We start from the raw sequence: 26,842 nt of genomic DNA, 5'->3' as shown, positions 1-26,842 counted from the left end.
CGTCATGATGCCAACCCGCCACGACGCCTTGCTTGCGTCCGCGCTGGTCCTTTCGGCCGCCGCGGCGGCGGGTGCCTACGCGCTGTGGGACCAGTCGGCGCGGGCGGAAGAACCACCGGCCGTCGCCGTGGAGGCCTGTCCCGAGCGGGTGCAGGCGAGCGGCGAGGCGCTCATCGAGGGCGGGCGCTTCACCATGGGGTCCGACAGCGAGCGGCCCGAGGAGCGCAAGGCGCATCCGGTCGAGGTCTCCGATTTCTACATCGACCGCACCGAGGTGACGAACGCGCAGTTCGCGCGCTTCGTGGAGGAAACCGGCTACGTCACCATCGCCGAGCGCGGCATCGGCGAGGCGGGGCGGGGCAAGCTGCCGGACGCGCTGCTTCAGCCCGGCGGCATGGTCTTCGCGCCGCCGACCGAGCCGCTGGAGGACCTGACCGACGTGTCGCGATGGTGGCGCTGGGCGGAGGGGGCCGACTGGCGCCATCCCGAAGGGCCGGGAAGTTCCATCGAGGGGCGCGCGCACCATCCCGTCGTGCAGGTCACGGTGGAAGACGCCTACGCCTACGCCCAATGGGCGGGCCGGGCGCTGCCCACCGAGGCCCAGTGGGAATACGCGGCTCGCGGCGGTCTGGACGGCACCAAATACAGCTGGGGCGACACCTACGACCAGAGCGACGGCACCAAGGCCAACACCTGGCAGGGCGCCTTTCCGACCGAGGATGCGGCGGTGGACGGGGCCCACGGCACCGCCAAGGTCGGCTGCTACGAGGCGAACGGCTATGGCCTCTACGACATGGCGGGCAATGTCTGGGAATTCGTCCAGAACTGGTGGGTGCCGGGCCATCCCGCAGACACGGCGCGCGATCCGCTCGGCCCGACGCTTCGCGAGGCCCGGCGGTTCGGCACGGTCCTCGGCCCCCAGGTGACCGTCAAGGGCGGCTCCTGGCTCTGCTCGCCGCTCTATTGCGCCCGCTACCGCCCCTCCGCGCGCCAGCCGCAGGAACTGGCGCTCGGCTCCAACCACATCGGCTTTCGCACGGTCCGGCCTGCGACCAGGGGAAGCCAATTGTGACGATGCATCTGAGGCCACGGCACTGTGCCCGGGGTGGTGGCTGGAGCTCGGCACACAATGCCAATTCCGCGCTAGTCGACAGATGCCATCGTGGTTGCTCCTGTTGCACATTTCTGCTACACAGCAGAGATTAAATCGCACGCTAAGTTATTGGTTTTGAAGGTTTTGCTGTCAGGCCGGTTCGCCTCCCCTCGGCTCCATCAATCCCCCAGGAAGTCCCGGCTGGCGTGAAGCCGTTGAGTCCGAAGGCCAATTTCTCCGCATGCGACACATAGGTGTTGTACGGGAAGGAAGAATGGCTGAGGTGGGCGAACGATCGGGCCTCGTGCTCCGGGATCGCACCTGCTGTTACCGGTAACCGCCCGGAAACGCTTCCCGAGCGGCTCAGCCAGCCGGATACGCTTCGGTCCGGCCTCCAGACCATCCCGCCCCGCGATCCGAAGGGCCTGCGGGACGACCAGATTGAGGCTATCCAGGGACTGAAAGTCCGGCTCGCGGATGACAGGCGCGCTCGCTCATTCAGTTGGCGAGCGGGGAGGGCAAGACGTCTTAAGTCTGCTCTGCATCCGGGTGTTCAGTGCAGGCATTTGATGGATTGGATCGTCCCGGCGCTTGTGCATTGATGAGCGGAATTCGGACGGGCTATCAGCTTTCGCACGGGGGTCGATCGGATGGTCAGCGGATGAAATCCAGCACGCTCACGGCCTTCTCGGCGCTGCCGCCCCATTGGATCATCGACACGGCATTTGGGGCCGACCTGGCTGCGCGCCTGCTTTCGTTCGTGCTGGAGCGGGAATCGGTCTTTGCCGACACCACCGTTGGCAGCAGCGCGAGCAAAGCCGTTCGCAAGGCGGTGCGCAGTTCACGCGCCACACAGGATTTCGGAGACGTGCGCGGCGAACTGGAAGAGCGGTTTCGCAGCCTGCTCCCCGCCGCGATATCCCGCCTGGGGCTTGCTCCCTTCGCGCTGACCGGCCTGTCGATGGAACTGGCGGCACATGGGGACGGGGACTTCTATCAACGGCACATCGACACGTTCGTGGCCGGCAGCGCGTCCAGGTCCGATCGCATGCTGACGGGCGTCTACTATTTTCATCTCACGCCGTGCCCGTTCACGGGCGGCGACCTGCGTCTCCATTCGCTTCGATCGGCGGAGGACGGCGGCAGCCATGTCGATGTCGGGCCGAGGAACGACCGCCTGTTGCTGTTCCCCGCCTGGGCCCCCCATGAGGTGCGCCCCATCTCGTGCCCCGGCGGCGGTTTCGCGCAGTCCCGCTTCGCCATCAACTGCTGGTATCTGGGCAAATCCGCCTGAGCGGCTCGTGCCGCCAGGCGCATCAGACGACGTCGTCGGAACCGGACGCGACCATCTCCTCCTGTTCAAGCCGTGCGAGAAAGCGCAGCGCCTCCTCGCGGATTGCGGCTTCCGGGGCATCATAGGCGTCGGTGAGAGCTGCCACGATATCGTCCAGGCTTTGCGGCGTCTCCATCAGGCGCCAGATGTGCGCACCGACGGCGTTCAGATTGAAATACTGGCCTGTCTCCACGCTCATCATGACCAGTTCGTCGTTGAAGTCGGCGCTCAGGACGTTTTCCCGGCGCCGATAGATCGGGTTGGTCGGTTTGCTCGAAACGTCCATCGTCACTCTTGTCACTCTGACAACTGCTGTGCCGCTCCACGCGCCCACTTCAGGTAAGTAGCAGATGCATAGAGCGATTTTCCAGGCAACATCAAACAAGCGTGCTAAAATGGATCGACATGGCCGGTTCGGGGGAATCCGCACAAGCCATGTGACCGGCCGACGAGACCGGCCGATGAAACCAGTTCAGAGTGTCAGGGACGCATGACATGAGCGGCATCAAGAATGAAGAGCGGGCCGTGGACGCTCCTGCGGCGAAGCAGCCGTGGCAGACGCCTGACTTCGAAGTCCTCTCCCTCAACCAGACCGCCAACAACGGCCTCGTCGCGCCTGGCGACGGCACCTTTTCACCGTCACCGAGCGGGAGCTGATTTCACACATCCATGTCGTTTTTCGCTGGCCTCGCCGGCGCGGGCCCGGTTGAACCGCGGGACTCCGAGCGTCTCGGCACCATCGCCGTCACATACGGCGGTGGCAAAGGCAGGATCTGGCGTGGCGACACGGCTGCACTGGTTCTTACGCCGCGTGCGTTCACCCCGGAAGACCGCTTGGACCGGCACCCGGCAGCCTTCGCCGGCGGCACGTCGCGGCTGGTGTTCGACGGGCGGCTGGACAATCGCGACGAGCTCATCGCATCGCTGAACCTGCCCGCCTCCGACGCCGCACGGCGCGGCGATGCGGCCTTGGTGATGGCAGCGCTCGAACGGTGGGGCGTCGACGCCTGCCCCCGCTTTGTCGGTGCCTTCGCCCTGGCGTGGTGGAATGAGGTCGACCGCCGGCTGGTGCTGGCGGTGGATGCCACCGGCGGTCGGGCGATCTTTGCCCATGACGACGGCGACCGACTGTATTTCGCCACTCGCCCGCTGGCCGTGCTCGCCTTTCCCGCCGTTGAGCGGCGCATCGACGAGGCGGCGATGGCGCACCTGCTGCTTGCGCGCGCGATGCCCGCAGGCGCAACTCCGTTTCAAGGTGTCTTCCGTCTCCCGCCCGCCGGCCTGCTCGTCTGGCACGACGGCCGTTGCTCCGTCCGCCGCTACTGGCAGCCGGATCTGGAGCGCAGGATCCGCTATCGGGACCCGCGGGAGTATGTGGAAGCGGGCCGCGAGATGCTGGACCGGGTGGTTGCGCCGAGCCTGAGAGCGGCGGGTCCGGTTGCCTGCCAGCTGTCGGGCGGGCTCGATTCCTCGGGAGTCGCGGCAACGGCCGCCCGTCTGCTGGACCCGGCCAGCCTCCACACCTTCACGTCGGTCCCTGATTCTGCGGTGCCCCTGCCAGCCGAGCGTCCGCGGGCCTTCTATGACGAAACGGCGCTCGCCCGCGCGACGGCGGCCCTCTACCCGAACATCGACGCGCACTTCGTGCCCACGGGGGATATCACCCCGGGCGAAGAGGACGCGACCCGGCTGTTCTGGGAATTCGGCCTTCCCGTGCGCAACTTCATGAATCTGGCCGCCTGGGAGCCGCTCTATGCCCGCGCGCGCGAAACCGGCGCGTCCGTCATTCTCACCGGCACGTCCGGCAATTCGACGCTTTCGTGGAAGAGCGAAGCCCTGCTCGCCGATCTCGCGCGGTCCGGCCGGCTGCTGGAGGTGGCCCGCCAACTCCGCGGCCTGCATCGTCACGGCTCTCGGGTCTCGTCGCAGCTCCGGCAGAACCTGCTCGCCAATGCCGTCCCGGCCCGCCTCCGCACCGCCGTCCGGCGCCTGCGTGGTACCGAGGACGACTGGCAGGCGCGGTCATCGGCAAGTGCCGCGCTGGCGGCAAGCGTCGATGCGCGCGCGATCACCGACACGAGGCTCTTCGGCGCGGGCGGGAGCGATCGCGACCGCTGGTTTCGCCTCGCTTATCTGGAGAAGACCTGGTCGCAGAACCAGTGGCTCGCCGCGCATCCCTATGTCAGCGGATGCGACGTGCGCGATCCGCTCGGGGACCCGAGGATGGTGGAATTCTGTCTGGCGCTTCCGGCTGGGATCTGGCAGCGGGACGGCGAGCCCCGCTCGTTTGCCCGCGAGGTGCTGAGCGACCGGGTGCCGCGGCAGGTGGTGCGCGAACACAGGCGCGGCTATCAGAACGGCGACTGGTTCCATCGGCTGACCCGGCTGCGCCCCGGCTTCATGGCCGAACTGGAGCGGCTGGAGGCATCGCCGGCGGCGCGGCGGATGATCGACCTTCCGCGCCTGCGGGCCGTTGCCGAGGACTGGCCCGCCGATGCCGATGCCGCCATGGCGCGCGCCACCGACATGCTCGACCTGTTCGGACGCGGCATCCACTATGGCCGTTTCATCCGCTGGGTGGAGGGGTCGAACGGCTAGATCCGGAAATGGCTCTAAAGGTAGCCCAGCCGCCGCATGACATCGCCGTGGTCGCGCTCGATCCGCGCGGCCTGGGCGAGGCTGAGCGTGTCGCGCCAGCCGCCGGCGATCCCGCGGCGGAAGAACGGCCGGTCGCCACGCAGGCTCTCGGGGAAATTGCCGGCCGATTCCTCGGCGCGCAGCCGCTCGAACCGCGTCGCCACCACCGCGGCTTCGATCGCCGCGTCGCTGCAAGACCAGCCGAGCGCCGCGCTGACCCGTTTCAGGGTCGAGGCGAGGTCGGCGACCATGTCCTCGTAGCGGATCGTCAGCGCACCAAGGCCCGACTCGTCGAGCCAGCTCAGGACATGATTGCGCCAGCTTGAATAAAGCTGCGGCAGGTGGAAATGCGCGGAATCGCTCTTGGCGGCGACGCGGTAGCCGGGGTCGGCCATCAGGTCGATCGCCCGGTCGATCTCCATGTCGAAATGATGCGCGAACGAGGCCGCCACATCGCGCGGATCCCGCACCAGATAGATCGTGGCGGCGGTGATATCGGCGGGAAACAGCGCCTCGCCGTCGGCCGTGCGCGTCCAGCAGTCGTGCACCTTCCAGATGGTCGTCCGGCGGCCCTGGGTATCGATCAGGCCGTAGATCTTCGGGCGGAGGAGATGCGCCTCCTCGGCCGACAGGTCGGAGGAATCGATGTCGAGCGCCATATCCAGGCGATGCCGCATCGCCAGGAAGATGCCGATGTGGTTGGTCATGCGGGCAAGGTCGTAAGTGGCCCCGCCCTGGCGCAGCGCGCCGAGCGCGATCCGCATCCAGGTGTTGCCCGACTTCGGATACGACGCCAGCCACACGTGCTCTCGCGGTGCGGCGCACGTCATCGCAACCGCGCCATCAGCCGGCCCAGTTCGCCGCCCTGCCGGGCGAGAACGTCGAGTCCGTTGGGCAGCACCAGCGCGTGATGCGCCAGTTGCCCGCCGAGCACCGAGCAATTCTCGAACACCTGGTCCGAACGGCCCAGCAGTCCCGCCGCCGTGCGGCGATACACATTCTCGTAGAGCATGCGCACCGCGGACAGTCCGTCCAGCGGCTCAACGCGCAGGCCGCTCTCCCGCATCTGCAGGTGGATCTGGCACACGCCATCGAGGCGCATCGGCGCCGGCTCGAACCGGTCGGCCACTTGCCGGTCGAACTTCTCCAGATGGACGGTGCGGCGCAGATAGCGGCCCGGCGTGATGCCGAGCGTATCGAGCGTGTCGCGCCACATCTTCTGTCGGGGAAAGGTCGGCAGGACCAGGGGGCCGCCTTCGGCCCCGCTATCGATCACCGTGACGTCGTCGGACAGCAGCCGTGCGCCTTGCGCCAGCAGCAGCGCCGCGAGCGTCGATTTACCGGCGCCCGAAGGCCCCGCCAGGGCGAAGACCTTGCCGTCAAACGCAACGCAGCTCGCGTGGAGCGGCAGCAGGCCCCGCTGATGGCAGAGAAATCCGAGGACGGATCCCAACAGGAACAGCGCCACGTCCGCGGTCTCCGGAGGATGCGGGGAATCGACGATGACCTCGTTTCCGTCGCGGACGAGATAGGTCGCAACGTTCCGGACGGTATATCGCAGCCAGCCCCGCTCGTTGATCTGGACCAGCGGGTGCTTGCGCACCGTTCCGTCAAGTTCATCCGGCACGTGGCCGGTCCGGATCCAGATGTCCGGACTCCGGTCATCGCCGCTCCATGGCAGGAGCTCGGGCAAGGGCCATTCGCTGCGCACGCGCCAGCCACAAAGCGAATGATCACGTATCCTTGCCGTCACAAAAACCCCAATCGCAATCTGCTCCGACGCACTCTTCGCGCCGGCCTCTACAACGCCTTCTTTTGCAGGCGCAACAGCAGGCCGCGTTCCAGGACGTTCCTCTCAATGATCGCCCTCGATCTCACTTGACCGATTCTCACATAGGGCAATTTCGGCAGCCGAGAGCGAAAATCTTCAGCGGCCTGCCTATTCGCGCGGCCGCCTTGACCCGCCGCTCCGGCCCTGTCCAGAGAGCGGACATTCGGGGGAATCCGGTTTGAGAAGTCCGCGCCCGCTGCGACACGGGGGACCGGATCGATGATCATGCGACAAGGCGCCAATGCCCTCCAAATTCCTCACGTGCGCGGTGCTCGGCAACTTCACGACGCGCCAGCAGAACGCGAACCTCCCGATCACCCCCCGCGAAATCGCCCGCGACTGCCTCGAGGCGGCGGCGGCCGGGGCGGCGATCGTCCACATCCACGTCCGTGATCCGAGTACGGAGCTGCCGTCGATGGACGTGGCGCTCTACCGGGAGGTCGTCGACCGCATCCGCGACACCTCGGCGGACCTGGTGATCAATCTGACGACGGGCAACGGCGGGCGCTACCAGCCGTCCGCGGCGGACCCCGCCGTCGCCGGGCCGAAGACGAACCTCCTGAAGCCCGAGCGGCGGGTCGAGCACATCCTCGAGATCAGGCCCGACATCGCCACCCTCGATCTCAACACCATGGTGTTCGGCGAGGAGGTCGTCATCAACACGGTCGCCTCCATCCGGCGCATGGCCGCGCTGATCCAGGGCGCCGGGGTCCGGCCCGAGATCGAGCTGTTCGACAGCGGCGACATCGCCATCCTCAACGATCTGGTGGCCGACGGCGTCTTCGAGAAGGATCCGCTCTGCTCGATCGTGATGGGGGTGAAGTACGGCTTCCGGCCGTCGCCGGAGACGGTCCTCTACGCCCGTGACCTGCTGCCGAAGTCCGCGGTCTGGACGGCCTTCGCCACCGGCCAGCTGGCCTTTCCGATGGTGGCTCAATCGGCGCTCGCCGGCGGAAACGTGCGCATCGGCCTGCAGGACGCCGTCTGGCTGTCGCGCGGCGTGAAGGCGCCGTCCAACGCCGCCATGGTCGAGAAGGCCATGCGCATTCTCGACGCGCTGGGGGAAACCGTGCTCGGGCCCCGCGAGGTTCGGGCCGCCCTCGGGCTGTGACGGACGCCGTCCCGCCGACGGCGGCGCGTCCGCCGGCAGGCTCCGCCGGGCGACCGGATCGGCGGGCCGTTCGTCAGCCGCCGGCCAGCCAGACCGCGCCGTCCGCCAGCAACCGGAGCGCCGCGTCCGACCCGTCGATCACGATGGGGTCGACGAGGCTGCGTCCGCTGGCGCGCAGGCGGTACCCCAGGAACCGGTAGGGCTCGGGGATGTCGGAGAAATCCGTCTCCGCCATCCAGCGGTCGAACGCGTCGGACGGCACCACCGGATCGAAGCGGTCCTTCTCGTAGATCGCCACGCGCTCGGCGATCCGCCAGCCGTCGGGGGCGCGGACGAGCCGGTCGAAGAAGCGGGCGTAGCTGGTGTTGTCGACGGCGACGCCGGCGATCGTGGCGCGGCCGAGGATCTGGACGCTGGTCTCGCAGACGGCCCGGTCGCCCTCGATCCGGACCACCGGCAGCCCGATCTGGTGCTTGCTGCGCGGCGACTGGGCCTTGTAGGTGGCCTTGCAGCGCTCGATGAAGGCGTCGTGGCCGCCGGAAAACCAGGTGACGGAGATCCGCCCGTCCTCGGCGAAGGTCCCGGCGAGCTCGGTCCAGCGCCCCTGGTCGCGCCAGAGGCCCCAGGCCTGGATCACCTGGGCGATCGCGACGATGTCCGCTGTCCCGCTCATTGCGTCTCCTCGCATGCCTCCGCCCGCGGTGTCGCCGGCCGATCGGACGATAGGCCGCGTCCGGCTGGAAGACACCGTCCGGCGCGCGCTGTCCACGGTGTGAACGCTCGGGAGCCGTGCGTGGACAGCCCGCACGGCAGGCGGCTCTAGTTGCCCCGATTTCACGGCAGGCGATGGGACGAGGACAGCATGGCGAACTATCCGGCGGAGGTTGCAGCGATCGTGGTGGGCGCTGGGCCGACCGGCCTCACAACGGCAAACCTGCTCGCCGCCTACGGCGTCGATTGCCTCGTCCTGGAGCGAGAACCGGCTCCGCTCGACCTGCCGCGCGCGATCGTTCTGGACGACGAAGGGGCCCGGACGCTGCAGGTCTTCGGCCTGGACCGGACCTACATCGCGCGCACCAGAACCGGCAACGGATCGCGCTATTATGCCGACGACGGCAGCTGCTTTGCGGAGACCGGCGCCGGGCCGTCGACCTACGGCTTTCCGAAGCGGAACTTCATCTTCCAGCCCGAGCTGGAGGAAGCGCTGCGCGGGCGCCTGGAGGAGCAGGCGCCCGGATCGATCCGTTTCTCCTCCGAGGTGGTGGCGATCGACGACGCGCCCGACCACGCGCTGGTGTCCGTGCGCGATGCGGACGGGCGGATCCACCGCATCAGGACGCAATGGGTGCTGGCCTGCGACGGCGGGCGCAGTCCGACCCGCGAGCGTCTCGGCATCGAGATGGTCGGCAGCACCTACGCCCAGGACTGGATCGTCATCGATATGGTGAACGATCCCGACCAGACGGCCTTTTCGAAGTTCTTCTGCAGCAGCACGCGGCCTGCCGTCAGCGTTCCGGCGCCGCACGGCGGACGCCGGTACGAGTTCATGGTGCTGCCGGGCGAATCCCGGGAAGACGTCCTCGATGCGGAGTTCCTTGCCACGCTGCTTCGGCCGTTCCGCACCTACGATGACGCCGAGGTCCTGCGAAAGACCGTCTACACGTTCCATGCGCGCATCGCCCAGCGGTTCCGGGCCGGGCGGACGCTGCTCCTCGGCGATGCGGCCCACCTGACGCCGCCGTTCGCCGGCCAGGGCATGAATGCCGGGCTGCGGGATGCCCAGAACGTGGCCTGGAAGGTCGCCGCGGCACTCGGTGGCGGGGCGGACGCCGCCGTGCTCGACAGCTACGACGACGAACGGCGCAAGCCGGCCTGGGACATGATCCTTCTCGCCGTGACGATGGGCAACTTCGTCATGCCGATCGGCGAGGAGCACCTGAAGTTCCGCGAGCTCCTGATGAAGGCGCTGGAGCCGTTCCCGGGTGTCCGGGACTATCTGATCCAGATGCGCTTCAAGCCGAAGCCGCGCTACCTGTCGGGGCTCTTCCTCAATCTCGACGCCCCGGAATTCGAGGCCTCGCTGGTCGGCGAGATGATCCCGCAGCCGATCCTGCACCGCGGCGAGGGGACCCTCCTGGACAGCCTGCTGGGGCCCGGTTTCGCGCTGATCTCCCAGAGCGATGCGGGCCGCCAGGCGCTGGCCGGATACGGGCCGTCGGCCTGTCTCGGCTTGCCGCTGGCCAAGGTCCATCTGGGTTCCGATGCGGCGCAGGGTGGCGCGCAGGACTGGCCGCGCGGCGACGCGATCGCGCGGCCGCTCCTCACCCACCGCGACCGGATCATGCTCGTCCGGCCCGATCGCTACTGCGCGGCGTCGTTCGCGCCGGACGACCTGGCGAGCCAGATGGAGCGCTACCGGTTAATGCTGTGCCGGGCAGCCGCCGCCTCCGCCGGCGCTCCGCCGACGAACGTGCCGGCTCTGCCCTGATCCGGCCGGGGCGGACCTGCGGGCCGGTGACGTGCGGAACCGCCCTACGTGCCGTCGGGCGCGGGGGGCGCCGTCTCGGCCGCAAGCCGGGCAAGCTCGGTCGAAATTCTGGCCGCCGTCTCCAGCAGCTCGCGGCCGAGCTTCTGCAGCGCCTCCTCCATCTTCATGGCCGAGGCGATCCAGATCACGGTGAGGCAGGCGACCGGACGCTCCGGCCCCATGATCGGGGCGGACAGGCTCATCGTGTGGCTGTTGAAGCCGCTGCTGCGGTAGCCGAGGCCGAGTTCGCGGGTCCGGTTCAGGATGAAGGGCAGGGGGCCGTCCTCGTGATGGTCCACCTCGGTCTCGCCGAATTCCGCCCGGAGCCCTGCGAGGATCTGCTCGCGTTCCTGCGGCATGACATGGGCGAGATAGGCGCGCCCGCCGGATGTCTTGAGCACCGGCAGCTCGCGTCCGACCATGCCGTGATCGACCGAGAACGGACTGATGTTGTGGGTCGATTCGCGGACGGCCATCCGGTAGTCGCGAAAGGTGACGAGGTCGACCGGCCAGAGGATCCTGCGCGCCAGCTGCATCATCTGCGGCACCGCGATCTGGGCGACCCAGTCCTCGTCCCGGAAGCCGGAACTCAGCGATTTCGTCTGGAGCGTCGGCCGCCACTCCTCGCCGGAGGGCCCGCGCACGACGAACCCCATGCCTTCCAGCGTCTCCAGCAGCCGGTAGGCCGTGGGGCGAGGAACCCCGACAAGGCGCGCCACTTCCGAGGCCCGAAGCCCGTTGTGCCGGTTGATCGCCTGCAGGATCTCCAGACCGCGCTTCAGCGATCGAACCGCACCGAATGTCGAAATGGGCTGGCCTCCGGCTGTGTCCGCCTGTCGGACATGTCGGGCCGAAACGTTGCAATCGGAAGGACCCAAGTCAAGGCTGCCGCACCCTCACGACATCGGTGGGGGTGGGAGGAACTGCATGAAGACCTTTGAACGGCGCGTCGCCGACGCGGCCCGAGGGCTCGCCCTGATCGGCTTCTTCGGGCTGCTGGTGCTTGCGTCGATGACGACCCTCGACGTGCTGCTCCGGTGGCTGTTCAACGCGCCGCTCCAGGGCGTCAACGACGTCAGCGCCGTCGTCATGGCGGTGGTCATCGCCGCCTGCATTCCCGCCAACCTCGCCATGAAGCAGAACATCACCGTCGAGGTGATCGGCGCGATGGGCGGTCCGCGGCTGCAGCGCGTCTTCGACGTCTTCGCGAGCCTCCTCACCATGATCTTCATCGCGCTGATCGCCTGGCAGTTCGTGCCCTATGCCAGCGGGCTCAGGGAGACCGGCGAGCGGACCTGGGTGCTGGCCTGGCCGGTCTGGCCGTGGTGGACGGCGACCTCCGTGATGATGGTGCTCGCCGCCATCGTCCAGGCGCTGGTGCTGATGACGGACGTGCTGGCGCTGTTCGCCGGGGCCACCGGCGAGGAGGCGGACGCTCCGCCGGCGCACGGCATCGACCCGCTTCTCTGACCTTTCCGACCGGTCGTTCCCGGCGTTCCCAGTCCATCAAGGAGTCCTCCCGAATGGACCCGTTGTTCATCGCGCTCATCGGCTTCCTCATCATGCTGGCGCTGATCGCCGTGCATGTCCCCATCGGCGTCGCCATGGCGCTCGTCGGGGTCGTGGGCTTCGGCCAAATGGCCGGGTGGGCGCCGGCCGTATCGCTGATGGCCACCGAGCCGGCTTCGGCCATGGCCAATCTCGACCTGGCGGTGATCCCGCTGTTCATGCTGATGGGCAGCCTGGCGGCCGCAGGCGGGCTTGCCGGCGACATCTACAATCTGGCCTACGCCCTGGTCGGCCATCGCCGCGGCGGGCTTGCCACCACGACGATCGTGGCGAGCGCCGGGTTCGGCGCCATCTGCGGTTCGGGGGTGGCCACGACGGCCACCTTCGGCAGGGTCGCACTGCCGGAAATGCTGAAGCGGGGCTACGCGGCCGACCTTGCGGCGGGATCGATCGCGGCCGGCGGCACCCTCGGCATCATCGTGCCGCCGTCCTCGATGATGATCCTCTACGCCGTGCTGACCGAGCAGTCGGTGCTGGACCTCTTCGTCGCGGCGATCATCCCCGCCGCTCTGGCCGTCGCCCTCCACATCGTGGCCATCCAGATCAAGCTGATCCGGGACCCGGAAGCCGGCCCGCGCGGCGAGAAGTCGACGCTTCAGGAGCGGCTGCACGCATTCCGGGAGGCCTGGGGCGTGATCCTGCTCGCGGTGGTGGTGATGGGCGGCATCTACTCCGGCATCTTCACCGTCAACGAAGCCGCGGCCGTCGGCGTCGTCATCGCGTTCGTCATCGCGCTGCTGAAGCGGCGCCTCAGCTGGAGATCCTTCGTGCGCGTGCTCGCCGAGGCAAGCGCCGGCACCGCGATGATCTACATCATGGTGTTCGGCGCGACGATCTTCTCCTACTTCATCGCGATTACCGGCGGCGCGGCCTACCTCGTCGGCTTGATCTCGGCGCTCCCGGTGCCGCCCGAAGCGATCATCTTCGGATTGCTGGTGCTCTACATCTTCCTCGGCGCCTTTTTCGACGAGGTCGCGGCGATGGTCATCACGCTGCCGTTCGTGATCCCGGTGATCCAGACGCTCGGCTACGACCTCGTCTGGTGGGGGATCGTCAACGTCGTCGTCATCGGCATCGGCATGCTGACGCCCCCCATCGGCATCAACGTCATGGTGCTGAACTCGATGCACAAGTCGATCAGCCTCGGAACGATCTACCGGGGCATCCTCCCGTTCCTGTGCGTCGATCTCGTGCGGCTGGCGCTGCTGGTGCTGTTTCCGGTGCTCACGCTCTGGCTTCCGCGCGTGCTCGGATGACCCGCTGTTCACGAGGCGGACAGCAGTGCGTTCGCCGCTGCAGTCCCCGGGCGCGTGATCTAGCGTCTGCCACATTCAAACGAACAATCGGGAGGACGCAATGAAATCCATGGGAGTGGCGCTGACGGTCTCGCTTTCCGTCGCACTCGGCGCAGTTTCGGCACACGCGGAGACCCTCCGCTTTTCCAGCTTCGAGCCGCCGATCGCGCACGTGACGGCGAAGATCCTGACGCCCTGGGCGAAGGACGTGAGCGACGCGTCGAACGGCGAGCTGTCGATCCAGATCTTCCCCGGCGGCACGCTCGGGCGCAATCCGGCGCAGCAGATCAAGCTGGTCGAAGACGGGGTCGCCGACATCGCCTGGGTCATTCCGGGCTACGTGCCCGGCCGCTTCCAGGAGGGCACGGTCGCCGAGCTGCCGTTCCTCGTTCCCAGTTCCACCGTCGGCTCCGCGGCCATGTGGGAGATGTACGAGAAGGGCCTGTTCAAGGGCGACTACGACAAGTTCAAGATGATCGGGGTGCTCGTCTCCTACCCGAACTTCGTCACCTCCACCAAGCCGGTGCGCGAGCCGTCCGACATGGCCGGGCAGAAGTTCCGGGCGCCCGGGCCGACCATGCTGTCGGCGATCGATGCCCTCGGCGCGGTTCCCGTCGGCGGCATCACCGGCCCCACCGCGGCGGAGAGCCTCAGCCGCGGTCTCATCGACGGCACCTTTACCCAGTGGGGCGCCATGGAGACGTTCCGCATCGGCGAAGTGGTGAAGTACTGCAACATCATCCCGCTCGGCGGTACGCCGATGCTCGTGGTGATGAACAAGCAGAAGTACGAAGCGCTGTCCGACACCGCCAAGGCGGCGATCGACAAGTTTTCCGGCGCGGCGTTTTCCGAACGGTTCGGCAAGTCCTTCGACCAGAACGTGGAAGAGGCGAGGGAGAAGATCGTCTCGGCCTACCATCCCGAGGTGATCGAGCCGGACCCGGCGCTGGTGGCCAAGTGGAAGGCCGCCGTCGAGGTCGCGACCACCGACTGGATCGCCAACAACCCCGACGGGCAGGCGATCTACGACGCCTTCTCGAAGGCGCTGGAAACCCACGATTAGGGCCGTCCGGCCGGCCGGGCGGCGTCAACCGCCTGCCCGGGCGGCCGTGCGACGACGAGGAGCAGACCACATGACGCTCGCATCCCTTGGCTATATCGGCGTTCGCTCGTCCCGCACGGCCGACTGGCAAAGCTTCGCGACCAACCTTCTCGGCATGCAGCAGGTCGATGCCGGCGGGTCGGTGCGGGCGTTCCGGATGGACGACCGCAAGCAGCGGCTGATCGTGACCGGCGACGGGCCGGAAGGTCTCGACTTCATGGGGTGGGAGGTCGAGACGCCGGACGCTCTCGAAGCACTCGCGGCGCGTCTGGAGAATGCCGGCGTCGCGGTGACGCTCGAGCGATCCGCCCTCGCGGACGAACGGCACGTGGCCCGGCTGATCTCGTTCTGCGATCCGGAAGGCAACCGCCTGGAGGCGTTCTGCGGCCCGGCGATCTCCTCGGAGCCGTTCCGGCCGGCGCGTCCGATCACCGGGTTCAAGACCGGCTCGCTGGGCATGGGGCACGCGGTGCTCCATGCCCGCGACGTGGACGTGCTACTGCCCTTCTACCGCGATCTCCTCGGCTTCCAGGTCACCGACTTCGGCCTGAAGCCCTACAAGCTCTACTTCTTCCACCTCAACGGCCGCCATCACAGCTTCGCCATGGTCGGCTCCGGCCGCCAGGGCATGCATCACTTCATGGTCGAGCTCCTGTCGCTGGACGACGTCGGCCAGGGCTACGACATCGCCCAGCAGGAAGACGGCCGGCTGGCCTACACGCTCGGCCGCCATTCCAACGACCACATGCTGAGCTTCTACGCGAACTCCCCCTCCGGCTTCTTCGTCGAATACGGCTGGGGCGCGCGGGTGATCGACCCTGAGACCTGGGAGCCGCACGAGACCTTCGACGGGCCGAGCTACTGGGGGCACGACCGTCTCTACATGCCCGAAGGGTCCGCCGACAGGGAGCGGCTGCGCGCCATGCGCATGGACGCCGCCCGGCGCGGCGAGCGCGCCGCCGATCCGCAGAGCAACTGCGCCTGGCTCGACAGCATCATCGCGCAAGAGTGACGGCGTTCGAAATTCTGAAGTCAATTCAAGAAGGTAGTTGGAATATGCGTGTTTGTTCCTACGTTCTGCCCAAGGGCGGCGCGTCGTTCGGTGTGGCGGATGGCGACCGGATCCGGGATGCGGGGCCGGCCTTGCGTGCGCGCCACGCGGATCTGCGCGCCCTGCTGGCGGCGGATGCTCTCGACGCGCTGCGGACCGCCGCGGCCGACGCCGAGACGTTTGCCATCGACGCCGTCACCCTGCTGCCGCCGGTGCCGAACCCCGACAAGATCCTGTGCATCGGCCTCAACTACATGACCCATATCCGCGAGACCGGACGCGACGCGCCGAAGCAGCCGTCCATCTTCACGCGCTATCCGTCCTCGCTGGTCGGGCACGGCGTGCCGCTGATCCGCCCGGCGGCCTCCGACTGGTTCGACTTCGAGGGCGAACTCGCCGTCGTCATCGGCAAGCCCGGCCGGGCGATCCCGGCCGCGCGCGCGATGGAGCACGTCGCCGGCTATTCCTGCTTCAACGACGGATCGGTGCGCGACTTCCAGCGCCACACCACCCAGTTCTGGGCCGGCAAGAACTTCGACCGCAGCGGCTCCATGGGGCCCTGGCTGGTGACGGCCGACGCGCTCGCCGATCCTGCCGCCCAGTCCATGACGACCCGGCTCAACGGCGAGGTCATGCAGTCGACGCCGATCTCGGACCTCGCCTTCGATATCCCCGCGCTGATCGAATACATCTCGACGGTGACGGAGCTGCTGCCGGGCGACATCATCGCCACGGGCACGCCGAGCGGCGTCGGCCTGTTCCGCGAGCCCAAGGTGTTCATGCAGCCGGGCGACCGGATCGAGGTGGAGATCACCGGCATCGGAACGCTGGCGAACCCCATCGTGGCAGAGGACTGAGCGGTGTCCATGAAGGCGGTGACGATCCGCGAGCCCGGCGGCCCCGAGGTGCTGGTGCTCGACGAGATCGATGTTCCGACCCTCGGCTCCGGCGAGGTCCTGCTCGAAGTCAGGGCGGCCGGGGTCAACCGGCCGGACCTGTCCCAGCGCGCCGGACGCTATCCCGTGCCCGCCGACGCGAGCCCGATCCCGGGGCTCGAGGTGGCGGGCGTCGTCGCAGCGGTTGCCGACGGCGTCGACGGCGTCCGGCCGGGCGACCGGGTCATGGCGCTCGTCCACGGCGGCGGTTACGCGGAATTCTGCAAGGTCGATCACCGGCACGTCCTGCGGCTCCCGGACGGCCTCGACTTCGTCGCGGCGGCGGGACTGCCCGAAGTGGCCCTCACCGTGGAGGTCAACATGGTGATGCGGGCCGGGCTGCGGGCCGGGGAGACGGTGCTGATCCACGGCGGCTCGTCGGGCATCGGCTCCCACGCCATCGCCCGGGCGCTGTCGCTGGGCGCCATTCCCGTCACCACGTCGCGCGACGCGGCGAAGACCGCCTATTGCGCAGAGATCGGCGCCAACCCTGCGATCGACAGCAGCGCCGGGGACTGGCCGGAGGCGGTGATGCAGGCGACGGGCGGCCGCGGCGTCGACGTGATCCTCGACATGGTGGCGGGCGCCTACACGGCAGCGAACATCGGCTGCATGGCCGACGACGGGCGCTATGCGCTCATCTCGCTGCAGGGCGGCCGCGAGGTGACGATCGACCTGGAGCCCGTTCTGCGTCGCCGGCTGACGATCATGGGCTCGACGCTGCGGCCGCTTTCGGCGGCGGCCAAGGCGGCGATCGTCGAGACGGTCCGGCGCGACGTGCTGCCCCTCGTGGCAGAAGGCCGGATGCTGCCGCACGTCCACGCGACCTTCGATCTGGCCGATGCAGCCGGTGCGCACCGGCTGATGGAGCAGAGCGCGCACTTCGGCAAGGTCGTCCTGACGGTCGGGTGAGCGCCACCGTCCGAGGGCCGGCCTAATCGGCCTTGAGGATCTCCATGGTGCCATCCGGGAACGTGATGTCGGCGAATTCCGGATAGGCCTCCTTCAGGATCGCCTTCTGCCGGTCGTTGTCGAGCCGCACCAGATACCAGCGGCCGTCGTCCTCGAACGCCAGGGTGTGGGTCTTCGTCTCGACCTTGCCGACATTGGGCGCCTCCATCACCGAGTGGGTCGGCACCATCAGATAGGTGCGGCCCTCGGCGGTCTCGGCGACCTCGGCGGCGTCCAGGTCCATGCCGAACGAGACGATGGTCACGTCCGTCATCGCCTGCTCGATCTGGCCGGCGAGCCCCTGCTTCAGTTCGTCGACGGTCACCGAGGCCTTCTCGGCGATGAACGCCAGCACCTTCGGCGGCACCACGGCGATGATTCCATCGGTGTCGTTGGCGCGGATCGCCTGATCGAAGGTCTCGACCCGCGTCTCCAGCGCCGCCCGGTCCTGCTCCGGCAGGTCGAGGCTGAGGGCCGGGCCGCCGAGGACGATCAGGCAGAGAAGGCCGAGGGCGGGTGCGCGCATGGGGGTCCTTTCGCGTGCGGCATGCGGGGCCGGGGATCGCCGGCGCCGGGGAGGGGACACGTCCCGCCGGACACGGCGGCGGCACGAAGACCCTTCAAGCGGCCGATCGTGACCACGATAAGACGCGGCGCGATTTTGGCGGGCGCGCCGCGCTGCAATCGCCGATCGGTCCTCGACATTGAGATGGCGCAAGGTCAGCCGGCGCGCCGTGCGCCACACATATCGGGCAGGGTTCGGGTAAAACTTGCCCTTGACCACGGCGTGCGGAAGCATGACTTACCTTTTCAGGGCCCTGCAAGGTGTTCTACAAGCGGGCCACGTCTGCGCGGCTTCCGGATCGGCGCGGGCACCGACATGACGACCGGACGGACTGCCCGGCGCCGGCGGCGCAGGTGGCGACGGACGGTCAGAGCGGGCGCCAGGCCCGACCGACCACAAGGACAGAGTGATGGCGGCCATCAACGAAGAACGCGTCCTCTCCGTCACCCACTGGACGGATTCGCTGTTCTCCTTCACCACCACCCGCAGCCCGACCTTCCGCTTCGAGAACGGCCAGTTCACGATGATCGGCATGAAGGTCGACGGCAAGCCGCTGCTGCGCGCCTATTCGATGGCCAGCGCCAACTACGAGGAGGAGCTCTCCTTCTTCTCCATCAAGGTGCCGAACGGGCCGCTGACCTCGCGGCTGAAGAACATCGCCGCCGGCGATCCGATTCTCGTCGGCGAGAAGGCGACGGGCACCCTGGTCCAGCATTCGCTGCTGCCGGGCCGCACGCTCTACCTCTTCGGCACCGGCACCGGCCTCGCGCCGTTCCTGTCGGTGATCAAGGATCCGGAGGCCTACGACCGCTTCGACAAGGTCGTGCTGGTGCACGGCTGCCGCCAGGTCCGCGAGCTCGGTTACGGCGAGAAGATCGTCTCCGACCTGCTCGACAGCCCCTATCTGGGGGACGTGGTGCGCGACAAGCTGCTCTACTATCCGACGGTCACCCGCGAGCCCTTCAAGCACCGCGGCCGCATCACCGAGCTGGTCGAGACCGGCAAGCTCGCGTCCGACCTCGGCCTGACGCCGCTCTCGCCCGACGCCGATCGGGTGATGCTGTGCGGCAGCCCGGGCATGCTGGCCGACTGCGGCAAGCTCCTGGAGGGCCGCGGCTTCGACGAAGGGTCGAACGCCAAGCCCGGCCACTTCGTCATCGAAAAGGCGTTTGTTGAAAAATAGCGGGCCCGCCTCCCGGCGCCCCGCGCCATCCGACGAGGTGCCTCGCCCATGATCGCCCGCCTGTCCGTCCTGTCGTTGCTGCTGCTCGCCGTGCCGGCTCACGCCCAGGAGTTTCTCGGCCATTTCTCCACCGGGCCGAGCTGCCAGGGCATGGACGCCGAGATTTCCAAGTCGCGGATCGCGGTCGGTCCCTTCGAGTGCAAGGTCAAGGACATCCGCTCCCGGGCGGACGGCATCTTCCGGGTCGACGGCATCCAGTGCCGGGACGAGGGTGATCCGGCCGGTACGGCGACGCTGTACGGCAAGCTCGCCGACGGCAAGGTCTATTTCTCCTGGAAGGCCAATCCCGACATTCGCCTCTATCGCTGCGAGCGGTGACGGCGGGCGGCGACGACGGCGCTGCTCGCTGGCGGAGCGATCTCGACGCGCTGGAGTTTCCGGTCGGCGAGGGGGCCTGCCTGGTGCATCGGCTCGCCTTCCGGACGCTGCTGGACGGTTCCGCGACGCCGGAGGCCTGCATGGCCCTGTACGCCGCCGAAACCGGCCGCTTCCGGGCCGCCGCCACGGCGAAGATCGCCCGGGCCGGGCTCTCTCCCGGCGCCCGTTTCCATCTCACCAGCCGCGATCTCAGGCGTGCCGCGCCGCCCCGCTTCGATTGACAGGCTGCGGGGCAACGGCTTATCTCGTCGGTGCACTGGTTCTCGCGGGACGAGAGTCCCCGGGATGAAAAGGGAACACGGTGAGGACGACCCAAGAGGGGCCGAGACCGTGGCTGCCCCCGCAACTGTGAGCGGTGAGTTTCCGTTCGTTTCTGCCACTGGCGACTGCCGGGAAGGCTGAACGGAGATGGCGACCCGCAAGCCAGGAGACCTGCCAGGCGCGACACCGGCCGGACATGGGTCCGGTCCGATTTTCGTTCATGCTTGACCGGGAGGGTCAATATGTCGACTTACGCCGCTTCGTCCACCGTCCGCGTTTCGCGGTCCTCCAGCGCCGTCGTTCAGGCGCTCTCTGCCATAGCTCTCGGCGTGTTCGTCATCGGTGTGGCCGGGTTCACCCAGCTGCCTGCCGTGCACAACGCCGCCCACGACATGCGGCACTCGAACGCGTTCCCCTGTCACTGACATCCGGTCGCGCCACCGGGATTTGAGTAGATCGAGACGTCCGGGGGCCGCTGCGTGCGGTCCGGCGTCGTTCATGTCATCGTGTCGGCCGTGCCGCCGGATGCGCTGGCGCCTTCGCTGACCGGGTGGATCCGGACGGCAGGGGCCCAGGGTGCGACCCGGCGTGCGTTGCGGCCACAGGGAGCCGTCCATGTCCATTTTCCGTCCCATCGTCTTCACCGCCGTGCTCGCGGGCCTGCTCGTCGGACTCGCGGTCACCGTCGTTCAGCACTTCGGAACCATCCCGCTGATTCTTGCCGCCGAGGTCTACGAGAACGGCGGCGAGGCTGCGCACGATCATGGCGCCGCCGGCCACGACCACGGTGCCGCGTCCTCCGAGACCGAAGCGGCTGCCCCCGCCCACGACCACGAACCGGCCTTCTGGGCGCCGGCCGACGGGGTCGAGCGCACGGTCTACACGGCGCTCTTCAACGTCATCACCCAGGTCGGCTTCGGGCTGCTGCTCACGGCCGGCCTGGTGCTGTCGCGGCGTCCGATCTCCTGGCGCGAAGGGTTCCTCTGGGGCCTCGCCGGCTTCGTGATCTTCTCGTGGGCACCGTCGCTCGGCCTGCCGCCGGAGCTTCCCGGCATGCCGGCGGCCGAGCTCGGCGCACGGCAGGCCTGGTGGATCGGCACGGTGGTCGCCACCGCCGTCAGCCTCGGCCTGGTCGCGTTCGTGCGCTCGCCGCTTGCGGCCGCCGCCGCCGTCGTCCTCTTCGCCGTTCCGCACCTGATCGGAGCGCCGATGCTGGCCGAGATGGAGACCGCAGTCCCGGAAACGCTGGAGCACCGGTTCATCGTGGCGGCGCTGATGACGACGCTCCTGTCCTGGTCGCTGCTCGGCGGGCTGGTCGGGGCGTTCTTCCATCGCTTTGCCGCCGGCGAGGCCGAGAGCGACGTCGCCCACGCCTGAGCAAACCCAGGAAAAGTGCTCTTGCGGTTTTCCGTCCGGGTTTGCGGGCTGAAAAAGCAAACCCAGGAAAAGTGCTCTTGCGGTTTTCCGTCCGGGTTTGCGGGCTGAAAGAGCAAACCCAGGAAAAGTGCTCTTGCGGTTTTCCGTCCGGGGTTGCGATCTGACCAGCAAACCTATCCCGTCCGGAACCGGCGCACGGTCTCGGACGGGCTTTCGCCGTACCGGGTCTTGTAGCTGCGGGCGAACTTGCTCAGGTGATCGAAGCCGCAGTCGGTCGCCACGTCGGTGACCGTGCGGCCGCTCCGCGCCGCCTCCATCAGGTCGCGGCGGGCGAGATCCAGCCGCACCTGCCGGACATAGGCGATCGGCGTCAGCCCCAGATGGTGCTGGAAGGCCTTGTGCAGGGTGCGCGGCCGCACGCCCGCCGCCTCGGCGATGTCGGCGAGGCGCACCGGTTCGCGGGCGTGCACCTTGATGAACTCTTCGGCCCGCGACAGCGCCTGTGGCCGCGCCGCTCCGATCCCGGCGAGCCAGCCGCCGGCCGAATGGTCGAGCGCCGTCAGCATCAGTCCCGCCAGCACGGATCCCGCATGCTCCGCCAGCCGCGGATGGGCCCAGCCGACGCCGCCTTCCCGGGCATCGCCGGCAAGCGCCCGCAGCAAGGCGAACAGGCTGGCGGTGCGCGCCGTCTCGAAGGCCGGGGCGGGCGCGAACAGCACCGGCTCCAGGATCCGTCCGCCCTCCGCCCCCCATCCGGCCACCGCCTCGTCCAGCAGCGAGCGGTCCACCCGCACGATCAGCTGGGTGCAGTCGGCCCCCCAGGTCTTTTCGGTGCGGCGGTCGGGATTGACGACGTACAGGCCGCCGGCGTGCACCGTGTGTTCGGCTCCCTCCTGCCGGTAGGTCGCGGTGCCCGCCAGCGTCCACTGCAGCAGGTAGAAGTCCCTGAGCGGCGGCATCCCGATCACCGTTTCGGTGCCGTAGGTGAGGTGGTTCAGCGACAGGCTGCCGACGCTCGCGTGGCTGTGGCGGAAACCGGGAAGGTCGGCCGCGGTGGTCAGGTCGTGGGTGCGGAAGAAGCGCGCGACGTGCCGCTTAGCGAGGCCCCACGAAGCCCCCGCCGTGGCGTCGCGGGCGGCGAAAGGCAGGGGCGGATTGAGGACGGTCGTGCGCTCTGGGGGCATTGGTTCCTCGCATGTCGCACCGGGCATGCAGGGGGCATGCTGGTCGGATGCGGCGGTCCTGTCCAGCCGGCATGCGGGGTCCGGTGGCCGATCGTGCCGCCATCCGAGGCGATCCGGCGCAATTTGCGGCACCGTGCCGAATTGGGCTAGAGGGGCGCGATCGGGCTAGTCAGGCCGGGCGGCGGTCGACATCATAACGGTTCCAGAGTGGTGCCGGGCCCGTCGGCGGGCCCCGTGAAAGGCCTCGAATGGATTCCGCCGCTGTCAAAGCGCTCGCCAGGGACTTCGGTGCCGACCTCGTCGGCATCGCCAGCGCCAGGACGCTGAACGCGTTTCCGCCGGATCCGCGCTGGCCGCAGACACCCGATCGCATTTCGCCCCACTGCAAGAGCGTCATCGTCATCATCTCGCGCATTCCGGTGGCGGTGTTCCGGGCGAAGGCGTCGGCGGCCGTCCAGTACATGGACATGCTGGTGCTGCGGCGGATGGACGTCATCGCCCACAAGCTTGCCGAGGCGCTGGAGCGGGAGGGGCACCCGTCCTTCGTCACCGCCGCCCAGGAAACCGACTGGGACCTGAAGACCGCCTCCTACGGCCGCCTGTCGACCCGCCATCTCGGGATCGAGGCCGGCCTCGGCACCTTCGGCCTCGAGGTCAACATCCTGACGCCGGAGTTCGGGCCGCGCGTCTACCTGACCGGCATCCTGACCGAGCTGGAGCTGGAGCCCGACCCGCGCATCACCGAGCAGGTGTGCATCGGCGAATCCTGCTCGCGCTGCCTCTATTCGTGCCCGACCGATGCGGTGAAGCACTTCGGCATCGACAAGCGCGCCTGCGCCACCGCCGCCCAGGAGTTCGGCTTCATGACCTCGCTGGGCGTCTTCGAGGAGATGATCGACACCGACGACGACGCCCGCCGCAAGGAGATCGTCGAGAGCCGCGACATCTACGGCTTCTGGCAGGGGTTGCTGCGCGTCGTCGGCTCGTTCGGCGACTGCCCGCGCTGCCTCGCCGTCTGCCCGGTCGGCAACGACTACCACGCCCACCTGGCCGGCCCGCAGAAGGTGATCCCGGAAAAGACGCCGGAGAAGGTGGAGAAGGCGAAGGCCTTCAAGGAGGCGCGCAAGGCCGGCGAGCCGGTCCCGGGCCTCGACGAGTGGAACCGCCGCTGGGTGGGCGAGGACGGCTACCAGGGCCTGGTCGCCCGCCAGCTGCAGGCCTTCAAGGCGGCCCAGAAGGCCCGCGCCGACGCCCATGCGGATGCACTGGCACCCGCCGATGCCGCCGCCGACCCCGACGCCGAGCGCTGAGAGAGCACGCGACATGGTCACCGTCTTCCAGGAGCCGATCACCAGCGACGACGTCAAGGACAAGGCCCGCGCGCTCGGCGCCGATCTCGTCGGCATCGCCGATGCGGCCGCGCTCAACCAGAACCCGCCGGACCCGGCGCGCCCGAAGCGGCCGATGGACATCTCCGACTACGACGCCGACCGGGTGATCGTGCTGGCGAGGCGGCTCTCGGCCGGCACCACGCGGCTGCCGCGCTGGGACGAACGCCACAAATACTACAACGACGAGCTGGCACTGACCGCCATCGAGGCGGTCTCGCTGGAGCTGGTGCTGTGGCTGGAGGACCGGGGCTATCCGGCCCTCATCGTGCCGCCCACCCACGTCGATCCGCTCGACTATCGCGGCGACGCCAGCGCCGCCCTCGGGCCGATCCTGTCGCTGCCGCATGCCGCCGTGGAGGCCGGTCTGGGCACGCTGGGCCTCAACCAGATGCTGCTGACGCCCGAGTACGGGCCGCGCGTCATCCTCACCGCGGTGCTCACCTCCGCGCCGCTGGAGGCCGACGCCCGGGCCATCGAGGCGCTGTGCCGGGGGGCTGCCTGCGGGCGCTGCCTCTCGGCATGCCCGGGCGACGTCATCCGCCATTTCGACCGCGACTGGGAGGCCTGCCAGACCTACCGCTCGCCGCACGGCTTCCATGCGCTCGCCGACCACATCGGCCGCATCATCGACGAGCCGGACCCGGCGAAGAAGAAGGCGATGCTGCGCTCCAAGGACCAGTTCTATCTGTGGCAGTCGATCCTGCGCGGCGCCGGCGTGGTCACCGGCTGCCGGCGCTGCCAGGACGTCTGCCCGGTCGGCGACGACTACGCGCGCCTCGCCGACGTGCTGGCCGAGATCGCCGAGGACACGCCGGAGAAGCGCGCGCGGCTGGCCGAGATGGTGGCGGCGGAGCGGGCCGGCGACCTGCCGGCGGCCTACCGGGCGGCGGAGCGCTGGATCGGCGAACTGACGGGCGAGGGCGTGCTCGCGGAGTGAACACGGGCTGCGCGGCGGGCGGACGGCCCTCCGACGCGGCCGGGCGACCGGGAGGGGAAGGCGGACGGGGGATGGGGAGATCGCCCGTCCGCCGCTTCTCCGGGCAGGGGAACCCGGAGCCGTGCGAGACGGGGAGGGGGACGGTGGACGGGCGTTGGGAGGCGCCCGTCCACCACGTGTCCCGCAAGGCCCGCCGGGCCGGGGCCTATCGAGCCCGGCCCGGCGGCGCCGCGGGACGACAGGATCGGGCGGGACGTGGCCGGGCCGGCCGGCAGGACGGGACGTGAGGAGGGGCTGGCGGTGAACCAGGGTCTGATGCTGCCGGAGACGGCCGCCGCACTTGCCGCCACCCAGCGCGAGGGCCGCCGCCGCGCCGTCGAGCGGGCGCTGCGCGCGCCGTTCTGGCGGCCGCGGCTCACCGGGCTCGACCTCGACCGCATCACCGAGCCGGGCGAATGGGCGAAGATCCCGATCCTCACCAAGGAGGAGCTCAGGGCGCTGTCGCCCGAGGCCTTCTACGCCGACTTCTGCACCGCCGGGCGCCGCGACACCGTCGAATACTGGCGCTCGGGCGGCTCCACCGGCCGGCCGCTGTTCTACCCCCGCACCGCGGCCGATATGGCCCACGCCATGGCCGGCTTCCGCCGCGTCTACGCCTGCGCCGGCGTCGGTCCGGACGACCTCGTCCACATCTCGCTGCCGCTCGGCATTCATCCGGCCGGCCACATGTGCGCCCGGGCGGCGGAGGCGGAGGGCGCCGCCGTCATGTGGGTCGGCGCCGGCAACGCCGCCCCCTCGGTGATGCAGCTCGACCTCATCCGCGCCTTCCGCCCCTCCGTCTGGGTCGGCATGTCGAGCTACGCGATCCATCTGGCCAACCTCGCCGCGGCCGAGGGCCTGCGCCTCGCCGACTGCGGCGTCCACACGGTGATCTGCACGGCGGAGCCGCTGTCGGCGGCCAAGCGCGCCAAGCTGGCGGCGCTGTGGGGGGCGCGGGTCATCGATTCCATCGGCATGACCGAGATGATGATGATGGGGGCGGAGACGGCGCCGGGCGCCGGCTTCCGCATCTGGTCCGACTTCGTCTACCCCGAGGTGGTCGACCCGGAGACGCTCGCCCCGGTGGCGCCGGGCGGCGAGGGGCTGCTGGTGGTCACCGCGCTCGCCACCAACCAGGCGACGCCGTTCCTGCGCTGGAACACCGGCGACGTGGTGCGGATGCTGGCCCCCGAGCAGATCCAGGAAAAGTGGGAACCGGTTTTCCGTCCGGATCTGCGGGGAGACGAGCAGATCCAGGAAAAGTGGGAACCGGTTTTCCGTCCGGATCTGCGGGGAGAAAAGCAGATCGAGGAGACGTGGGAACCGGAGGGGCGCGGGCCCCCCGACGGCTGGAACCCGCTGTATCCGGCCGGCCTGCGCGCCGACAACGACGGCCGCCGGGCGCCCGATCCGCGCTTCGCGCTGTTCCCGCTGATGCGCCACGCCCACCGCACCGCCGGCTTCTTCAAGGTGCGCGGCGTCAACATCGGCCACACCGACTTCGAGGACATGATGTTCGCCGACGCCCGGGTCGCCGATTTCCGCGTCGAGGTGGTGGCGACCGACGGCGCCGACGTGCTGCGCGTCCACCTGGAGGCCGGCGGCGGCGCCGACCCGGCGGCGCTGGGCGCCGAGCTCGCCGCCCGCGTCCGCCGCAGCTTCGAGCTCACCCCCGACCTCGTCTGGTCGCCCCCCGGCACCATCGCCCGGGCCTTCGAAAGCTCGGTCAAGGCCGCCCGGTTCGTGGATTTGAGATAGAGCAAGCCCAGGAAAAGTGCCCTTGCGGTTTTCCGTCCGGGCTTGCGGAGAGAGAGAGCTTTGTAGCGCTCACGCCGAGTGCGCTACGCGCACCGGCTGCGCGGGCGCGGCCTGACCGGCCGGCGCACGGTCGTGCGCTGGTGGGAGCCCAGAACAAGTGCCCTTGCGGCTTCCCTCCGGGTGGCCTGCTCCCCGGCAAGTGGCCACTGTTGTGAGTTAGATTTCGGCTCCAACATTGGAGCTGAGAATGCCGAAGAAGCGCTATTCCCCTGAA

The 26,842-nt window shown here is 68.9% G+C and carries 27 protein-coding genes and 1 riboswitch; of the genes, 20 read left to right on the top strand and 7 right to left on the bottom strand.

Annotated elements, in window-relative coordinates:
* Positions 1-4 precede the first annotated feature (4 nt).
* Positions 5-1,072 (top strand): formylglycine-generating enzyme family protein, encoded by a 1,068-nt coding sequence (locus tag ACSSVZ_RS19565; RefSeq protein WP_453972420.1) that lies wholly within the window; start codon positions 5-7, stop codon positions 1,070-1,072.
* A 682-nt stretch (positions 1,073-1,754) separates the two neighbouring features.
* Positions 1,755-2,387 (top strand): 2OG-Fe(II) oxygenase, encoded by a 633-nt coding sequence (locus ACSSVZ_RS19560; protein WP_453972419.1) that lies wholly within the window; start codon positions 1,755-1,757, stop codon positions 2,385-2,387.
* A gap of 22 nt (positions 2,388-2,409) precedes the next feature.
* Here the strand turns inward: ACSSVZ_RS19560 and ACSSVZ_RS19555 are convergent, their stop codons facing one another.
* Positions 2,410-2,712, bottom strand: a complete 303-nt coding sequence (locus tag ACSSVZ_RS19555; RefSeq protein ID WP_453972418.1) for a PqqD family peptide modification chaperone — start codon at positions 2,710-2,712, stop codon at positions 2,410-2,412.
* A gap of 209 nt (positions 2,713-2,921) precedes the next feature.
* On the opposite strand from ACSSVZ_RS19555, the gene ACSSVZ_RS19550 reads away from it, so the two are divergent.
* Together ACSSVZ_RS19550 and ACSSVZ_RS19545 are read left to right on the top strand one after the other, a co-directional pair.
* Complete coding sequence (locus ACSSVZ_RS19550; RefSeq protein ID WP_453972417.1) at positions 2,922-3,083, top strand: hypothetical protein; 162 nt, start codon at positions 2,922-2,924, stop codon at positions 3,081-3,083.
* Positions 3,084-3,095: 12 nt separating this feature from the next.
* A complete protein-coding gene (locus tag ACSSVZ_RS19545) occupies positions 3,096-5,024 on the top strand; it encodes an asparagine synthetase B family protein (RefSeq protein WP_453972416.1) in 1,929 nt (642 codons plus the stop codon).
* Between the two features lie 14 nt (positions 5,025-5,038).
* Here ACSSVZ_RS19545 and ACSSVZ_RS19540 read toward each other — a convergent pair whose 3' ends face one another.
* Together ACSSVZ_RS19540 and ACSSVZ_RS19535 are read right to left on the bottom strand one after the other, a co-directional pair.
* The gene (locus tag ACSSVZ_RS19540; RefSeq protein ID WP_453972415.1) at positions 5,039-5,866 is read right to left on the bottom strand and encodes a sulfotransferase domain-containing protein; all 828 of its coding nucleotides are present in this window, start codon (positions 5,864-5,866) and stop codon (positions 5,039-5,041) included.
* A 23-nt stretch (positions 5,867-5,889) separates the two neighbouring features.
* Positions 5,890-6,756 (bottom strand): hypothetical protein, encoded by an 867-nt coding sequence (locus tag ACSSVZ_RS19535; RefSeq protein ID WP_453972414.1) that lies wholly within the window; start codon positions 6,754-6,756, stop codon positions 5,890-5,892.
* Positions 6,757-7,135: 379 nt separating this feature from the next.
* Between ACSSVZ_RS19535 and ACSSVZ_RS19530 the strand changes: the two genes are divergently transcribed.
* Positions 7,136-8,005 (top strand): 3-keto-5-aminohexanoate cleavage protein, encoded by an 870-nt coding sequence (locus ACSSVZ_RS19530; RefSeq protein WP_453972413.1) that lies wholly within the window; start codon positions 7,136-7,138, stop codon positions 8,003-8,005.
* Positions 8,006-8,078: 73 nt separating this feature from the next.
* Here ACSSVZ_RS19530 and ACSSVZ_RS19525 read toward each other — a convergent pair whose 3' ends face one another.
* Positions 8,079-8,678 carry a nuclear transport factor 2 family protein gene (locus ACSSVZ_RS19525; protein WP_453972412.1) on the bottom strand — a complete coding sequence of 200 codons (600 nt, stop codon included), beginning with the start codon at positions 8,676-8,678 and terminating at the stop codon, positions 8,079-8,081.
* Between the two features lie 189 nt (positions 8,679-8,867).
* Here ACSSVZ_RS19525 and ACSSVZ_RS19520 point away from each other — a divergent pair, with 189 nt between their 5' ends.
* Positions 8,868-10,493 (top strand): bifunctional 3-(3-hydroxy-phenyl)propionate/3-hydroxycinnamic acid hydroxylase, encoded by a 1,626-nt coding sequence (locus tag ACSSVZ_RS19520; protein WP_453972411.1) that lies wholly within the window; start codon positions 8,868-8,870, stop codon positions 10,491-10,493.
* Between the two features lie 44 nt (positions 10,494-10,537).
* Here the strand turns inward: ACSSVZ_RS19520 and ACSSVZ_RS19515 are convergent, their stop codons facing one another.
* Positions 10,538-11,314 carry a helix-turn-helix domain-containing protein gene (locus ACSSVZ_RS19515; protein ID WP_453972520.1) on the bottom strand — a complete coding sequence of 259 codons (777 nt, stop codon included), beginning with the start codon at positions 11,312-11,314 and terminating at the stop codon, positions 10,538-10,540.
* 145 nt (positions 11,315-11,459) lie between these two features.
* Between ACSSVZ_RS19515 and ACSSVZ_RS19510 the strand changes: the two genes are divergently transcribed.
* The 6 genes from ACSSVZ_RS19510 to ACSSVZ_RS19485 all read left to right on the top strand — a co-directional run bounded on the left by ACSSVZ_RS19510 (position 11,460) and on the right by ACSSVZ_RS19485 (position 17,396).
* Complete coding sequence (locus ACSSVZ_RS19510; RefSeq protein WP_453972410.1) at positions 11,460-12,002, top strand: TRAP transporter small permease; 543 nt, start codon at positions 11,460-11,462, stop codon at positions 12,000-12,002.
* Positions 12,003-12,055: 53 nt separating this feature from the next.
* A complete protein-coding gene (locus ACSSVZ_RS19505; protein ID WP_453972409.1) occupies positions 12,056-13,357 on the top strand; it encodes a TRAP transporter large permease in 1,302 nt (433 codons plus the stop codon).
* Between the two features lie 100 nt (positions 13,358-13,457).
* Entirely contained in the window at positions 13,458-14,459 is a 1,002-nt protein-coding gene (locus ACSSVZ_RS19500; RefSeq protein ID WP_453972408.1) for a TRAP transporter substrate-binding protein, read from the top strand.
* A 70-nt stretch (positions 14,460-14,529) separates the two neighbouring features.
* Complete coding sequence (locus tag ACSSVZ_RS19495) at positions 14,530-15,510, top strand: VOC family protein (RefSeq protein ID WP_453972407.1); 981 nt, start codon at positions 14,530-14,532, stop codon at positions 15,508-15,510.
* Positions 15,511-15,554: 44 nt separating this feature from the next.
* A complete protein-coding gene (locus ACSSVZ_RS19490; RefSeq protein WP_453972406.1) occupies positions 15,555-16,406 on the top strand; it encodes a fumarylacetoacetate hydrolase family protein in 852 nt (283 codons plus the stop codon).
* Positions 16,407-16,415: 9 nt separating this feature from the next.
* Positions 16,416-17,396, top strand: a complete 981-nt coding sequence (locus ACSSVZ_RS19485) for an NAD(P)H-quinone oxidoreductase (RefSeq protein ID WP_453972519.1) — start codon at positions 16,416-16,418, stop codon at positions 17,394-17,396.
* A gap of 22 nt (positions 17,397-17,418) precedes the next feature.
* On the opposite strand, the gene ACSSVZ_RS19480 is transcribed toward ACSSVZ_RS19485, so the two are convergent.
* Complete coding sequence (locus ACSSVZ_RS19480) at positions 17,419-17,961, bottom strand: hypothetical protein (RefSeq protein ID WP_453972405.1); 543 nt, start codon at positions 17,959-17,961, stop codon at positions 17,419-17,421.
* A 448-nt stretch (positions 17,962-18,409) separates the two neighbouring features.
* Here ACSSVZ_RS19480 and ACSSVZ_RS19475 point away from each other — a divergent pair, with 448 nt between their 5' ends.
* From ACSSVZ_RS19475 to ACSSVZ_RS19455, 5 genes are all read left to right on the top strand, one after another.
* Positions 18,410-19,183, top strand: coding sequence for a ferredoxin--NADP reductase (locus ACSSVZ_RS19475; RefSeq protein ID WP_453972404.1), 774 nt, complete (start codon positions 18,410-18,412; stop codon positions 19,181-19,183).
* A 48-nt stretch (positions 19,184-19,231) separates the two neighbouring features.
* The gene (locus tag ACSSVZ_RS19470) at positions 19,232-19,561 is read left to right on the top strand and encodes a hypothetical protein (protein ID WP_453972403.1); all 330 of its coding nucleotides are present in this window, start codon (positions 19,232-19,234) and stop codon (positions 19,559-19,561) included.
* A complete protein-coding gene (locus ACSSVZ_RS19465; RefSeq protein ID WP_453972402.1) occupies positions 19,558-19,842 on the top strand; it encodes a hypothetical protein in 285 nt (94 codons plus the stop codon). The genes ACSSVZ_RS19470 and ACSSVZ_RS19465 overlap by 4 nt, the downstream gene beginning before the upstream one ends.
* Positions 19,843-19,861: 19 nt before the next feature.
* A riboswitch (cobalamin riboswitch) is annotated at positions 19,862-20,073 on the top strand.
* Positions 20,074-20,124: 51 nt separating this feature from the next.
* Positions 20,125-20,307 (top strand): CbtB domain-containing protein, encoded by a 183-nt coding sequence (locus tag ACSSVZ_RS19460; protein WP_453972401.1) that lies wholly within the window; start codon positions 20,125-20,127, stop codon positions 20,305-20,307.
* A 190-nt stretch (positions 20,308-20,497) separates the two neighbouring features.
* Positions 20,498-21,259, top strand: coding sequence for a CbtA family protein (locus tag ACSSVZ_RS19455; protein ID WP_453972400.1), 762 nt, complete (start codon positions 20,498-20,500; stop codon positions 21,257-21,259).
* Between the two features lie 173 nt (positions 21,260-21,432).
* Here ACSSVZ_RS19455 and ACSSVZ_RS19450 read toward each other — a convergent pair whose 3' ends face one another.
* Positions 21,433-22,443, bottom strand: coding sequence for an AraC family transcriptional regulator (locus ACSSVZ_RS19450; RefSeq protein WP_453972399.1), 1,011 nt, complete (start codon positions 22,441-22,443; stop codon positions 21,433-21,435).
* Between the two features lie 248 nt (positions 22,444-22,691).
* On the opposite strand from ACSSVZ_RS19450, the gene ACSSVZ_RS19445 reads away from it, so the two are divergent.
* From ACSSVZ_RS19445 to ACSSVZ_RS19435, 3 genes are all read left to right on the top strand, one after another.
* Entirely contained in the window at positions 22,692-23,753 is a 1,062-nt protein-coding gene (locus ACSSVZ_RS19445) for a hypothetical protein (RefSeq protein WP_453972398.1), read from the top strand.
* A 13-nt stretch (positions 23,754-23,766) separates the two neighbouring features.
* On the top strand, positions 23,767-24,771 hold the full coding sequence (locus tag ACSSVZ_RS19440) for a hypothetical protein (RefSeq protein WP_453972397.1): 1,005 nt from the start codon (positions 23,767-23,769) through the stop codon (positions 24,769-24,771).
* 300 nt (positions 24,772-25,071) lie between these two features.
* Positions 25,072-26,568, top strand: a complete 1,497-nt coding sequence (locus ACSSVZ_RS19435) for a phenylacetate--CoA ligase family protein (protein ID WP_453972396.1) — start codon at positions 25,072-25,074, stop codon at positions 26,566-26,568.
* The last annotated feature ends 274 nt before the right edge of the window (positions 26,569-26,842 follow it).

Source organism: Amorphus sp. MBR-141 (assembly GCF_053628695.1).
Note: the sequence above shows the minus strand (reverse complement) of the source record. Positions and strands in the feature narration are given on the sequence as shown.